General features: G+C 63.3%; 14 protein-coding genes. 7 read left to right on the top strand and 7 right to left on the bottom strand.

What is annotated here, in order from left to right:
• Window positions 1-95 precede the first annotated feature (95 nt).
• From E2484_RS09655 to E2484_RS09665, 3 genes are all read right to left on the bottom strand, one after another.
• A complete protein-coding gene (locus E2484_RS09655; RefSeq protein ID WP_137284982.1) occupies window positions 96-659 on the bottom strand; it encodes a DUF7504 family protein in 564 nt (187 codons plus the stop codon).
• Between the two features lie 2 nt (window positions 660-661).
• A complete protein-coding gene (locus E2484_RS09660; RefSeq protein ID WP_137284983.1) occupies window positions 662-1,330 on the bottom strand; it encodes a DUF7344 domain-containing protein in 669 nt (222 codons plus the stop codon).
• Window positions 1,331-1,519: 189 nt separating this feature from the next.
• Window positions 1,520-1,825: a lycopene cyclase domain-containing protein gene (locus E2484_RS09665; protein ID WP_137284984.1), complete on the bottom strand. Its 306-nt coding sequence runs from the start codon at window positions 1,823-1,825 to the stop codon at window positions 1,520-1,522.
• Between the two features lie 115 nt (window positions 1,826-1,940).
• On the opposite strand from E2484_RS09665, the gene E2484_RS09670 reads away from it, so the two are divergent.
• Complete coding sequence (locus E2484_RS09670; protein ID WP_137284985.1) at window positions 1,941-3,083, top strand: CBS domain-containing protein; 1,143 nt, start codon at window positions 1,941-1,943, stop codon at window positions 3,081-3,083.
• An 8-nt stretch (window positions 3,084-3,091) separates the two neighbouring features.
• Here E2484_RS09670 and E2484_RS09675 read toward each other — a convergent pair whose 3' ends face one another.
• Entirely contained in the window at window positions 3,092-4,093 is a 1,002-nt protein-coding gene (locus E2484_RS09675; RefSeq protein WP_137284986.1) for a PhoU domain-containing protein, read from the bottom strand.
• A 269-nt stretch (window positions 4,094-4,362) separates the two neighbouring features.
• Here E2484_RS09675 and E2484_RS09680 point away from each other — a divergent pair, with 269 nt between their 5' ends.
• The 5 genes from E2484_RS09680 (at window position 4,363) to E2484_RS09700 (ending at window position 10,103) form a co-directional block, all read left to right on the top strand.
• Entirely contained in the window at window positions 4,363-5,451 is a 1,089-nt protein-coding gene (locus E2484_RS09680) for a PstS family phosphate ABC transporter substrate-binding protein (protein ID WP_137284987.1), read from the top strand.
• 50 nt (window positions 5,452-5,501) lie between these two features.
• Window positions 5,502-6,521, top strand: coding sequence for a phosphate ABC transporter permease subunit PstC (gene pstC, locus E2484_RS09685; RefSeq protein WP_321112259.1), 1,020 nt, complete (start codon window positions 5,502-5,504; stop codon window positions 6,519-6,521).
• Complete coding sequence (pstA, locus tag E2484_RS09690) at window positions 6,518-8,140, top strand: phosphate ABC transporter permease PstA (RefSeq protein ID WP_137284989.1); 1,623 nt, start codon at window positions 6,518-6,520, stop codon at window positions 8,138-8,140. The genes pstC and pstA overlap by 4 nt, the downstream gene beginning before the upstream one ends.
• Window positions 8,137-9,054 (top strand): phosphate ABC transporter ATP-binding protein PstB, encoded by a 918-nt coding sequence (gene pstB / locus E2484_RS09695; protein WP_137284990.1) that lies wholly within the window; start codon window positions 8,137-8,139, stop codon window positions 9,052-9,054. The genes pstA and pstB overlap by 4 nt, the downstream gene beginning before the upstream one ends.
• Before the next feature lie 218 nt (window positions 9,055-9,272).
• Entirely contained in the window at window positions 9,273-10,103 is an 831-nt protein-coding gene (locus E2484_RS09700; RefSeq protein WP_137284991.1) for a DUF4097 family beta strand repeat-containing protein, read from the top strand.
• A 77-nt stretch (window positions 10,104-10,180) separates the two neighbouring features.
• Here E2484_RS09700 and E2484_RS09705 read toward each other — a convergent pair whose 3' ends face one another.
• The 3 genes from E2484_RS09705 to E2484_RS09715 are packed head-to-tail and all read right to left on the bottom strand — an operon-like array spanning window position 10,181 to window position 11,074.
• A complete protein-coding gene (locus E2484_RS09705; protein WP_137284992.1) occupies window positions 10,181-10,453 on the bottom strand; it encodes a DUF7521 family protein in 273 nt (90 codons plus the stop codon).
• Window positions 10,443-10,760, bottom strand: a complete 318-nt coding sequence (locus E2484_RS09710) for a hypothetical protein (protein ID WP_137284993.1) — start codon at window positions 10,758-10,760, stop codon at window positions 10,443-10,445. Before E2484_RS09710 ends, E2484_RS09705 begins: the two co-directional genes overlap by 11 nt.
• A complete protein-coding gene (locus tag E2484_RS09715; RefSeq protein WP_137285351.1) occupies window positions 10,757-11,074 on the bottom strand; it encodes a helix-turn-helix domain-containing protein in 318 nt (105 codons plus the stop codon). The genes E2484_RS09710 and E2484_RS09715 overlap by 4 nt, the downstream gene beginning before the upstream one ends.
• Window positions 11,075-11,475: 401 nt before the next feature.
• Here E2484_RS09715 and E2484_RS09720 point away from each other — a divergent pair, with 401 nt between their 5' ends.
• Window positions 11,476-12,132, top strand: coding sequence for a sensor domain-containing protein (locus E2484_RS09720; protein ID WP_321112265.1), 657 nt, complete (start codon window positions 11,476-11,478; stop codon window positions 12,130-12,132).
• The last annotated feature ends 62 nt before the right edge of the window (window positions 12,133-12,194 follow it).

The raw sequence follows: 12,194 nt of genomic DNA on the forward strand, positions 1-12,194 counted from the left end.
CTGTGAGAACCGCTCAGGGAGTCCCTGACGCCGCAGTAGGGACCGCCAACCGACCACTCGGGCCAGTTTTTCTAGCCGGCTTTCCTCGACCGACTTCAACCCAACTCGTACTCCGCGTCGCACATCGCGCGAAGTCGCTCGTAGGTCTCGTCGGCTATCGCGTTGGGATTGGCACAGTAGACGCCTCGAACGTCTCGCGCTCGGACTCGATTGGTAAGCGTCTGGAAGAATCGACACACTCGCGCGTCGTCGGCGTAGACGAGAAGAACTCCGAGTCCGTCCGCAACGACCCAGCCGTTTCGAGGTTCGGCGTGTCGCACGGCGTCGGAGAACCGCATCGCTAGTCCCGTGAGGTCGTCGGGATCGACGGAGTCCGTCGTCCAGAGGTCGCCGTCGTACTCGTCTACCGTGGGGACCACCGGCACGACGCCGACGTTGGCGGAGCCGTGCCCGGCGCGTTCGAGACGCGTCTGGAGTCGCTTCGGATGGTCGCGTGCCGACACCACGAGGAGGTTGTCGAACGCGCGTTCGGGCAGGGCGGAAAACGGGTCGGCGTCGGTCGGCGTTCGGACGAGCGTCTGCGCTCCTGCGGTGGCGAACGCGTCTGCGAGGTCGTCGTCACTGACCCCGGTCTCCCCGGACCGCACTGCTTCTTCCATGACTACGACTCCTGAATTTCCGGTGGCGTTTCACCCGCCCCGTTCGCGTGCCGTGAGAAGTACGTGTGTGCGACCGCCACGAAGCCGTACACGGCGACGATGACGGTTGCGAGAAGCACGTCCGCGACCAGCGAGAAGGGCGGGAGACCGAGCCAGGCGCCCGTGAGTAGACCGAGGCCTCCGATTGCGAGTCCGAGATACCAGTTACACCACGGAATGTCTGGCTGGGATTCGAGGTCCAAATACACGTCGAGTTGTTCGGCGGCACTCGATAGCTCCACGATGCCGCGATTTTGGTTGTACTCCACGATACCTGCGTCGTCCAATTTTGGCAGGTGAGACTGGTATAATGCTGTGTAAACCCGCTTGCGTTCTGCCGCGGAAATAGCGTCGACCGCGATATCGTTCTCCCACGCCGCTACCTGCTCGGCCAGTTCGGACAACTGGACCGTGTCGTCTGCACGTCGAAGGTAGTGGAGGGCGTACCGCCGCCGTCGGTTCTTCAGAACGTCGAAGACGAGATCGCGCGAGAGGTCTTCCTCGGTCTGCTCTTCGTCTTCGGAGTCGACGATGTCGGAGACCTGCGATTCCGTGGCAGCCGCTTCCTGCTGGTCTGGAGTCTCGTCTGGTTCGGTGCTTTCTGTTCCTGATGAGTCACCAATGGTGCTCATTACTATGCCACCCCTTGCTCGTAACCCAGCATGGATAGAACACATCGCCGGGATTAGTCTTTGTTATTCACCATTTACCCACTGGAAATCATTGCTTACGAACAGTTGTACGTCCGTTCCAACCCTCCGTCGTCTTGCGGTAACTACCGCTTACCCCCAGTTTTCGGGAGGTTCAGGCGATGGCGTCGTTCAACTCCAGTTACGCAAGTTCTCGTGTATCCCGAGAACGAGCGCCGGAACTACCACCATGAATATGTGTTCCTCGATTGGAATACCGAGGAGTTCCACCCCGGTCCGAAGGGGGATAGCGAACACGCCGATATGGAGTGTGTACCAGTCCCACAAATAGGCGATTGGATAGAGAACTGCAATAGTGCGGGCGGCTTGAACGAGCGCGGCGGCTCGATAGAGGAGCCCTACTGCGACGGTCCCCCAGACGATTTCGGTGACGAGGTACGTGTACTCACCGAACGCAGCGCCGATGTCGGGTATCACCTGCGAGAGTTCGGCCGGAATCGGCAAAAATCCCGGCGTCGGACCGAATCCGATTCTCGGAATCCTGTAATTCGGCTAAGCTTCATTAGAAGGGGCGGTGTACGTCTAGGTGACGATGGACATTGCCGATATTGCCACGACGGACTTCACCGAGCTAGACGCCGAAACGAATCTCGGAAAAGCTCGTTCCGTCTTCGAAGAGGAGAATCCGAAGGGTATCATCGTGACCAAGGCTGGCGACTACGAGGGAGTCATTACCCAGAAGCAACTGCTCCGTTCACACATCGAGGACCACACGAAAGTCGAGACGCTGACCAAATCCGCACCGAAAGTCGAACGAACGGACGACGTTCGAGACGTCGCCCGGGCGCTCGTGGAGGGCGGCACCAAGGTCGCACCCGTCTTCGAGTCGGGGTCGCTCTGGGGCGTCGTCAGCCAGGACCTCATCCTCGAAGCGGTGCTCGAACACCTCGACTCGCTGATAGTCGAACAGATCTACACGGAGAACGCGATCACCATCGCCGAAGACGCTACGCTCGGACAGGCCATCAACCGCCTGCGAGAACACGGCGTCTCTCGGCTTCCCGTCGTGGACGAGGACGGGTTCCTGACCGGCGTCGTCACCACCCACGACGTGGTGGAGTTCGCCACTCGGAACGTCCAGAAGACCACGCGAGGCGACAGGTCGGGCGAGGGCGACCGACTCCTCGACCTGCCGGTGTACGACGTGATGTCGAGTCCCGCGGCGACGACGACGCTGGACGAGAGCGTCCGAGACGCGGTCGAACGCATGTTCGACAAGGACTACTCGGGGCTCGTCGTCACGCCCGAAGGCGACGACCGCGTGGTCGGCGGCGTCGTCACCAAGACCGACGTGCTTCGCGCGCTGTCGTACACCGAGGAGGACGTGATGGACGTTCAGATCACCAACGTGAACCTGCTCGACACCCTCAGCCGCGAGTCGATTCGGTCGTCCATCGAGGAGATCTCCGAGAAGTACGGAAAGATGCGGGTTCGCCACGCCCACGTCCGGTTCCACGAACACAAGGAGAAACTTCGCGGGACGCCGCTGATTCAGTGTAAGATTCGGCTTCGGACCAACCGCGGGCAGGTCGCGGGTTCGGGCGAAGGCTACGGGGCCGAACAGGCGTTCAGCGTCGCGCGCGACAAACTAGAACGGAACGTCCTCGAAGTCAAGGGCGTCGAGAGCGACCGCGAGTACGAGGGCCAACTCCTCCGAAAGCTGGGCGAACTGTAGCGCAACCTCTAGTTTTCCGGTCGCGGCGCGGCCTTCTGAAGCGCGGTTTCGGCGATGTTGCCGCCGTAGTCGGCGCTCCGGGACAGCGAGTCGACTACGAGACTCAGATGTTGGGCGCGCTCGGCGTCCATCTCGCGGATGAGGTCGTCCACTGCGCGAGTGTACTCGTCCACGTTGCGGACGCGCTCGCGGGTCGTATTGCCGAGTCTGGTGGCTTCCGTCCCGTCGTCCTCCAGTAGGGCGTCCATCGACATGTCCACGATTTCGGCGGCCTCGCCGTGGAGTTCTTCGAGCGCGTCGGCCACTTCGTCGGGGACCTCGCCGAGTTTGAGCGCGAGTTGGCCGATTTTGGCGGCGTGGTCCGCGATTCGTTCCAACTGGCGGGCGCTGGAGTGGTAGTCGAAACACGTCTCTCGCGGAAGTCCGATGTCGGTGGCGGTACTCGGGTTTCGAAGCGCAGACCGGAACACCCGCGAAATCATGAACCAGAGCCGGTCCACGTCGTCGTCGCGTTCGATGACGTCCGTCGCGAGGTCGTCGTCGTTCTCGACCAGCGCGGTCACTGCGTCTTGGAGCATCGTCATCGAAACGAGACGCATTCGCGTGATGGCGTTGTGAATCGACAGTTCCGAGGAGTCGAGCAGATCCTGCAACACTACTCGGTCGCCGGTCTCCTCGATGACTTCCAGACCGACGAGTCCCTGCGTGGCGTCTCGGACCGTCCGACGCTGGTCGGGAGTCACGCGGGTCGCTTCGAGGTTGATGAGGTCGAATCCGCTGACGTACAGCGTGAACACCGTCCGCATGAGCTCCGGTCCTTCGAGGTCCGTGATGTCCACGGTGCCCTCGACGGTGTCTTCGGTCGTTCGCGGCGAGAGCAACAGCGAGTCGCCCTCCGGATGAAACTCGACGCGGTCGCCCGCCTCGATACCGGTCTCGGTCGCCCACCCCTTCGGGATGGAAACCGTGAAGGTAGAACCACCCGTCACCTGGACTTTCCGCGTTTCCATGTCACGAACCGGGGCGCGACGCACAATAAATCTACTCAAATCTATATACGAGCCAATCTGTTTGCCAATGTCCGACGACCGAACGTGAAATTCCCCCGACACCCGCTAATCGAGTACCTCACTACAATGCCTCCTCTAACCCCTTATCGGCCGATATCGAGATTTTGAGACGATCTTCGATCGTCCCCGAACCTGGATATGCATGAGTAAATATTTCTATATAGTTGTAATAGAAGGGTATTTACTTTGCCTTGGGCAAAGAAATCGTAATGCGGGAAAGACCCTCTGTCGACCGTCGAGCCGTTCTCCTTGGAGGGGGCACCGCCATCGCGTCCCTGGCTGGTTGTATCAGCACGAGTCCGACACCGCCCAGTAGCCGGGCGGGTACGACGGCTGCGTCCGAGGGTTCGGGCGAGTCGTCCGGCCAGTTGAAAGCAGGCGGTTCCTCGACGGTGTACCCGATAACGAGCAAAGCCGCGTCGGTGTGGAACTCCAATCCGCCCGCCGACGACGAAGAGTACTGGGGGCCGAGCAACTACGGTATCGAGACCGACAAACGACTGGCGAACTACTGGGCCAGCGAGTACGGTTTCGACGCCGAGGGGTCCACGCCGCCGTTCAAAGTGAACGTCGGCCTGAGTCACTCCGGGACGGGGCTGGAAAAGCTCAAGAACGGTCTCGTGGACATCGGTAACGCGAGCGCATCCGTGGACGCCGAACTCCCGGACTTGAGCGAGGAGGAGCGTGCGAAGTACACCAACCACGTCGTGGGCGTGGACGCCCAGCCCATCGTCGTGAGTAAGGAAATCGCCGACGCGGGCGTCGAGAAACTGACCGCCGAGCAGGTCCGGAAAATCTACACGGGTGAAATCGAGAACTGGTCGGAGATTCCGTCCTACGAGGGCGAAGACAAGGACATTCAGGCTATCGGCCGGGCCGAAGGCTCGGGCACCGACACCGCGTTCCGCGTGAACATGCTCGGCGGTCCCGACGCGGAGATGGGTGGCGTCGACGTGCGCAAGGGTCAGAACCAACAGGTCAAAACCATCGTCTCGCGGTCGAACAACGCCATCGCGTACATGGCGCTGGCGTTCGTCACCAGCGAGGTCGCGTCCATCAAACTGGAGTTCGACGGGAAGGTGTACGAACCCGGCAAGAACCTCGCTGACCAGAGCTACCCCCTGTCGCGTGACCTCCACTGTTACACCTACGACGGCACCACCGGTCGGGAGGCCGCCTACCTCGGGATGATAATCAGCGAGTTCGGACAGCAGAACTTCGTCGAGCCATCCGGGTACGCGATGCTGACGCAGAAACGCCGCGAGAACCAACTCGAAAAGCTCTCCGACGCCAAATGATCGGAAGCATCGCCACCCGCGCTCGGTCCGCTCGCAGGACGTTCGAGGACATGGACCGCGGGGAGCAGTTCGTCGACGGCGTGGCCGTCGCGTCGGTCCTCGGCGCACTGTTTGCGTTCCTCGTCGCGCCCGCGTACACGGTGTTCCCTCTGCTGGCGTTCTTCGGCGTCGTCACATACGGATGGAAGTCCCATCAGGCCACCACCGCGAAACTCCTGATGTTCCTGATGACGGCCTCGACCATCGTCATCCTCGGTCTCATCTCGATATATCTCGTTCTGCGAGCGATTCCGGTGTTTCGGGTGATGGGACTGGACCTGATCCTCCGGACGCAGGAACCGATGTGGAGTACCGGCGAGGGAATCTACTCGCTGGTGCCGATGATGTGGGGGACGCTCGTGACCACCGTCCTGGCGATGGCCATCGCCGGACCGCTCGGCGTGGCCGGTGCGCTGTTCATCAGCGAAATCGCCCCTCGGTGGGCGCGCGAAGTCATCAAGCCCGGCATCGAAATCCTGGCCGGCGTCCCGTCCATCGTCTACGGGTTCATCGGCTACGTCATCATCAACACGTACATGATGGAGGAGTTTCAGCTTGCGAACTTCGGGAGCCTGTTCGCGGCCGCGCTGGTCATCGGCGTGATGGCCCTGCCGACCGTGGTCTCGGTCGCCGAGGACGCCATCGGGAGCGTGCCGGAGTCGATGAAGAGTGGGTCGCTGGCGCTCGGCGCGACCGACTGGCAGACCATCAAGAGCGTCACCATCCCGGCGTCGTTCTCGGGCGTCTCGGCCGCGGTCCTGCTCGGGGTCGGCCGGGCCGTCGGCGAGACCATGGCCGTGACCGTGATGTTGCCCCACCAGCAAGTGCTTCCCGACCCCATCTACGACGTGTTCAAGGGGACCGAGACGCTGACTAGCGTCATCGCGGGCCAGTACGGCATCGCTTCGGGCGACCAGATGTCGGCGCTGTTCGCGGCCGGGGTCGTGCTGTTCGTGACCGTCCTCGGTCTCAGTATCGCCTCGCAACTCGTCGAAGCACACATGAAGCGCAAACTCGGGGGGAGCCAATGAGCTACGAGACGAACGATCTGGTCGCCGAGGAATCGTCGCTGGCCGAACGCGTCGCCTCCGGCGTCGTCGGCCTGAACGTCCTGTCGGTGATTATGGGGTTCGCGGCCATCTTCCAGTGGACCGAGGTCGACAGCGAGTTCTTCGGCGTGACCCTCTTCAACCTCTACGGAGCGAGTCTGGTCCTGGCCGGCGTCGGCGTGGTGGCGCTCGGAGTCGCTTCGCGCGCCGACCTCGTGGACACGACGCCGAACCGGAGCGCCGGACTGCTCACCGGCGGTCTCTTCGGTCTCGTCGGCGTCGTCGCCGGCGGTCTCTTCGCGTCTCAGACGCTCGGCCTCGGACTCTTCGGTTGGCTTTCCGCGGCGCTACTGGTCGGCGCTGGCGTCGGCGCGGTGACGGTCCTGCCCCGCGAGGACGTCGGTTCGACGCTCCCCGCGGGTGCGCTGTCGGTCCTCGTCGGCGCGCTGTTCCTGCTGGACGTGTTCACGACCGAGTGGGAGTGGGCACCACAGGGCTTCTCGGCCACCTTTACCGGTCACGTAATCGGCCCGGTGTTGACCATCTTCGCGGGACTCGTCTGCGCGTGGGCGGCCGCGAAAGCCCACGAAGGGTTCGGTAGCCGTGGACGCCAGGCCGGGGCCTACCTGCTGGTCGGTCTGAACGCCTTCGGCATGCTCGGTGTGCTCCTGCTTCTGGTCGCCTTCATCGCGGAGAAGGGCTGGTCCCGAATGGTCGAGGGCATCAAACTCGGCCTGTTCAGCGAACCCGCGTTCTGGTTCCACGTTCCCGGATTCGACCAGTACGTCATCTTCGAGATTCCCGGCGTCTGGTTCTACTGGCCGTTCACGATGAACGGCTACTCGCTGTCCGGAGACGTGATGAACGGCGTGATGCCCTCCATCGTCGGCACGGTGTGGCTCGTCGTCGGGTCGGTGCTGTTCGCGGTGCCGCTCGGCGTCGGCGCGGCCGTCTTCCTGACCGAGTACGCCGAACAGGGCGGGTTCACCCGCGCGGTCGAAATCGCCACCAACGGCCTGTGGAGTACGCCGAGCATCGTCTACGGCCTGTTCGGCTACGCCTTCCTCGTGCCGCGCCTCGGCAACACCACCTCGCTGATGGCGGGCCAGTTGGTACTCGGGTTCATGCTCCTGCCGCTGGTGCTCATCACCAGTCGGGAGGCCATCAAGACGGTGCCCGACGAGTACCGGGACGCGAGCGCGGCGCTCGGCGTCAGTCAGTGGGAGACCATCAAGAGCGTCGTCATTCCGGCCGCGATGCCCGGCGTCATCACCGGCGTCATCCTCGGTATCGGCCGCATCGCGGGCGAGACCGCACCTATCCTGCTGGTGGCCACCGGTAACCCGGAGGCCAGTTCCGGCCCTGCAGTCCTGAGCGGCTTCCAGTTCACCTCCAGTCCGCCGTTCGTGGCGAACCCGGCACTGCTGGACAGCATCAGCGCCCTGCCGTACAAACTCTACGCGACTATCACCGCAGGAGTCGTGAGTTCCGACCCCGCGTTCGGGTGGGCGACGGCGCTGGTGCTACTCGTGGTCGTGCTGTCGTTCTACGCGGTGGGCATCGTGTCTCGAATTTACTTCCGGAAAAAACTAGAGCAATGAGCAACGCAGAATTCAAACAGAGCGAGCAAGCGGGCGAACAGGTAGAGAGCCAGCAGACGACGGTCAGCGGGGAGAGCCAAGAGCAACTCGAAGACGAGTGGATCGAGTACGAGTTCGACGGCGCACCCAAAATCTCCGTCGAGGACCTCGACGTGTTCTACGGCGACGACCACGCCATCCACTCGGTGTCGATGGACATCCCCGAGAACAGCGTGACGGCGCTCATCGGCCCGTCGGGGTGTGGGAAATCGACGTTCCTGCGGTGTCTCAACCGGATGAACGACCGTATCAACTCGGCACGCGTCGAGGGGTCGGTCGAAATCGACGGCGAGGAGATCTATCAGGACGGCGTGAACCTGGTCGAACTCCGCAAGCGGGTCGGCATGGTGTTCCAAGCGCCCAACCCCTTCCCGAAGTCGATTCGGGACAACATCGCCTACGGTCCGCGCAAGCACGGCGACATCAACGACGGTCTGCTCGACAAACTGCTCGGCCGGGCCGACCCGGAGAAAGAGGACGAACTCGTCGAACGCTCGCTCAAGCAGGCCGCGCTCTGGGACGAAGTGAGCGACCGACTAGACGACAACGCGCTCGGCCTGTCCGGCGGTCAGCAACAACGCCTCTGCATCGGTCGGTGTCTCGCCGTGGACCCGGAGGTCATCCTGATGGACGAACCCGCCTCCGCGCTCGACCCCATCGCCACCGCCAAAATCGAGGACCTCATCGAGGAACTCTCCGAGGACTACACGGTCGTCGTCGTGACCCACAACATGCAACAGGCCGCCCGCATCTCCGACCAGACCGCCGTCTTCCTGACCGGTGGCGACCTCGTCGAGTACGGCGGGACCGACCAGATCTTCGAGAACCCCAACAGCCAGCGCGTCGAAGACTACATCACCGGGAAGTTCGGATAGAATCTCTTACTCCTGTCGAGCGCGCCGCAGGCGCGCTCTCCATGGTGAATCGTTCGTGAACGCCGGCAGACGACTCGCGTCTGCCGAGCGGTCGGTCACTTCGGTTCCGACGACACGGCGCGGGCCGAGCGAAGTTGCTAATAAATCTTCGGGACGGCCGCTGGCTCTGCGAATGTGTTGCTTTATTTATGAAGGGCTAGCGAGTATTCCGGCGTGTGATGAAGATAGACAGTCAGCGTCGAAGGCTCCTCGCGCTGGGTGGCACCGCCACCCTCACGAATCTCGCGGGTTGTAGCGGTGCGACGCCCTTCGTCGGAAAGCACTCCGAGGACACGCGGACGTACGACGCGGACTCGGTCGACGCGGTGACCGTGAACGGACAAAACGGCGAAGTGACCGCGCGGCCGACCGACGGCGAGCAGGTTCGCGTCGAGACCGTCAAGAAGGCGGGGTCGGTGTTCGCCGACTTGAACGACGTGAGCGTCGAGACTACCGTCGAGGGCGGCGAACTCCGCATCGAGACGCGCCAGACCGGCGACGGGTCGTGGCTCGCGGGCGTTCCCTCGGTAGAGGTGAACGTCGGACTCCCCTCCGAGGTCGGTCTCGGCGAACTACGAACCGAGAACGGAAGCGTGGACGTTCGCGACGTCGAGACCGACGCGACGTTAGTCACCGAGAACGGAAGCCTCGAAGCTCACGACGTGGACGGAGTCGTCTCGGCCGAGACCGAAAACGGGAGCGTGACCGTGCGGAACGTCTCGGGTATCGGCGACCTGCGAACCGAAAACGGGAGCGTCGAGACCGACGTGCCGGCGATACGCGGAGACACGACCGTCGAGAGCCAGAACGGGAGCGTGACCGCTGCACTCTCGCCCGACGTGGACGCGAGCGTGGTAGCGACGAACGACCACGGGAGCGTCGAGTTCGACGTGTCGAACTTCGAGACGACGACCCGAAGCGAACATCGAGTCGAGGGAACGCTGGGAGACGGCGGGCCGAAACTCCGGTTCGCTACCGAGAACGGAAGCGTCACCGTCTCGGAACTCTGACGGGCTTTTCTCGGTTCGCGTTCTACGCATCGGAGCGGTCTAACAGCGCCTCGGCGAATCGAAAGAAGAGGCTCGTGTCACCTCTCGCGGAGCGACCAGAGGATGGCCGCGAGTCCGGCGTTGTAGGCCGTGACGATTGCGAGTAGCGTGAGGGCGTCCGACCACGCCAGCGCAGGTGCGAGGAGCGACGACACCGCGAACGGAATCGCGGTGAAACACGCGATGCCGACCGCGAGCAGTCCCATCGTCTCGCTCCCGTGGCGACGGTAGCCCCGATACGCCTGATACGAGACGAACAGGCCGAGCGCGGCAGGGAGTGCCGACGCGAGCGTGGCGATGTTAGGGGTCATAGATGGCGTACAGGATGGCCGAGAGGCCGAGCAGTTCGGATGCGGTCGTGGCGACCGACCGCGCTACGGGCGATACGGCGACGACGTTGGCGAACGCGAGTCGCAGGAAGATGGGACCGGTGACGAGCAGTACGAGTCCGATACCGAGGGTCAGCATCGGTCGGGTGCCGTTCCGCCGGTAGCCGTCTATGAGTCGGTAGACCACTCCCAGCGACAGGACTGCCGCGACTAGTAGTCCCGCGAGCGCGAGGAGAGCGACGGTCCGGGACCCGCCGACTGTCGTCTGTAGTGCGATTCCCGTCGTCATTTGAATCCCTCGTAGAGTCTGGTGAATCGGTCCACCGCGTCTTCGTCCCGGTCCACGTCGAGTTCGATTCCGTCCCCGGTCAGTTCGACAGTGACGCGCTGGAGGCGGGCAGAGTACACCTCGTGGTGGTGGCCGTCCGGGTCGATGCGCTGTTCGGCGTCGAGCAAGCGCTGGTCTTCGAGACGCTCGACCCGCCGGTAGATGGTCGATGGCGAGGCGTCACAGGTCTCCGCGAGCGCCTCGGCCGACATCGGTTCTCGATAGGTCGCCACGAGGATGGTCCGAGCGTACTCGTCGTCGAGCAACTCGAACATCGCGCTGGCCTCGGACTCGCTCACGCCGACTCCCTCCCGTCGTATGGCGACGTTCTTTCGTCGCACCACGACGCTCTTCCGTCGTTTCGGCGGCGCGGACGACACACTCTGTAGGGGGGTCGCGGACGACCTCCTCCGGGTAGAGGTCGGAACCGCGGGCGAGCGCCGGGCGAGTCGAGCCAACGTTCCATTCCCGTCCGAGCGTCGTTTCGTAACCGTTCGTGTAAAACACTACGGACGGTCGCCGAGTCCGAAAATGTACGAAAATTTATTGTTGCGCCCGGATAACTTCGGCGTAGCTCGATGGCGACCGACCACCGCGACGCGAGTCTGGCCCGACGCCTCCGGGCGATCTTCGAGGTCCCTTCAGGCTCCAGACCTACCGGAATCTGTTGTATCTCGTGCTGGCGTTTCCGCTCGGGTTGGCGTACTTCGTTTTCCTGTCGGTCGGCCTCTCGGTCGGCGTCGGTCTCACTATCGCCGTCGTGGGGATTCCGATACTGCTGGCGGTGTTGGCCATCTCGACCGGTCTCGCCAGCGTCGAGCGAGCGATTGCCACGGTTCTGCTCGGCGTGGAGGTCGAATCCCCGGGGTCGGCCGTAACCGAGTCGGGTCCGGTACTCGAACGCGTCAAGCGCCTCGTGACCGACTTCGGGACGTGGAAGGCGCTGGTCTACCTCGGGACGAAACTGATTATCGGCGTCACGTCGTTCGTGGCCGTCACGACGCTGCTCGTGACCTCCGTGAGCCTGCTCACCGTCCCGCTCGTCTACGACCAACCCGGGGTGTACGTCGGCGTCGTGACCGACGCGCCGATTCGGTTCCATCCCTCGCTGTACGTGGTGTGGCACAACCTGCTCGTCGGCGTCGAGACGGTCGTCAGCGTCGGGTCGTGGCAGGTGCAGACGCTCCCGGCCGCGCTCGGCGTGGCGGGCGTCGGCGTCCTGCTCGGGATCGCCTCGCTCCACCTGCTCAACGGACTGGCGCGGTTCTCGGCGTGGTACACTAAACTCATGCTCGGGACCGGCGTCGAGATACCGACGCCGCGTCGGTGGTGACTCCCGTTTCGTCCGGAGTCGGGTCTTCTCGGACGATGCGGTTAATAGCAGTTCAACCGCGA

The organism is Halorussus salinisoli (genome assembly GCA_005239435.1).
Taxonomy (GTDB): domain Archaea; phylum Halobacteriota; class Halobacteria; order Halobacteriales; family Haladaptataceae; genus Halorussus; species Halorussus salinisoli.

Bases quoted from the DNA above. Each gene is read 5' to 3' on its own strand.
- E2484_RS09670 (WP_137284985.1), top strand. From the start codon at position 1,941: ATGGACATTGCCGATATTGCCACGACGGACTTCACCGAGCTAGACGCC.
- E2484_RS09660 (WP_137284983.1), bottom strand. From the start codon at position 1,330: ATGAGCACCATTGGTGACTCATCAGGAACAGAAAGCACCGAACCAGAC.
- pstA (WP_137284989.1), top strand. From the start codon at position 6,518: ATGAGCTACGAGACGAACGATCTGGTCGCCGAGGAATCGTCGCTGGCC.
- E2484_RS09655 (WP_137284982.1), bottom strand. From the start codon at position 659: ATGGAAGAAGCAGTGCGGTCCGGGGAGACCGGGGTCAGTGACGACGAC.
- pstB (WP_137284990.1), top strand. From the start codon at position 8,137: ATGAGCAACGCAGAATTCAAACAGAGCGAGCAAGCGGGCGAACAGGTA.
- E2484_RS09700 (WP_137284991.1), top strand. From the start codon at position 9,273: ATGAAGATAGACAGTCAGCGTCGAAGGCTCCTCGCGCTGGGTGGCACC.
- pstC (WP_321112259.1), top strand. From the start codon at position 5,502: ATGGACCGCGGGGAGCAGTTCGTCGACGGCGTGGCCGTCGCGTCGGTC.
- E2484_RS09705 (WP_137284992.1), bottom strand. From the start codon at position 10,453: ATGACCCCTAACATCGCCACGCTCGCGTCGGCACTCCCTGCCGCGCTC.
- E2484_RS09710 (WP_137284993.1), bottom strand. From the start codon at position 10,760: ATGACGACGGGAATCGCACTACAGACGACAGTCGGCGGGTCCCGGACC.
- E2484_RS09715 (WP_137285351.1), bottom strand. From the start codon at position 11,074: ATGTTCGAGTTGCTCGACGACGAGTACGCTCGGACCATCCTCGTGGCG.
- E2484_RS09675 (WP_137284986.1), bottom strand. From the start codon at position 4,093: ATGGAAACGCGGAAAGTCCAGGTGACGGGTGGTTCTACCTTCACGGTT.
- E2484_RS09680 (WP_137284987.1), top strand. From the start codon at position 4,363: ATGCGGGAAAGACCCTCTGTCGACCGTCGAGCCGTTCTCCTTGGAGGG.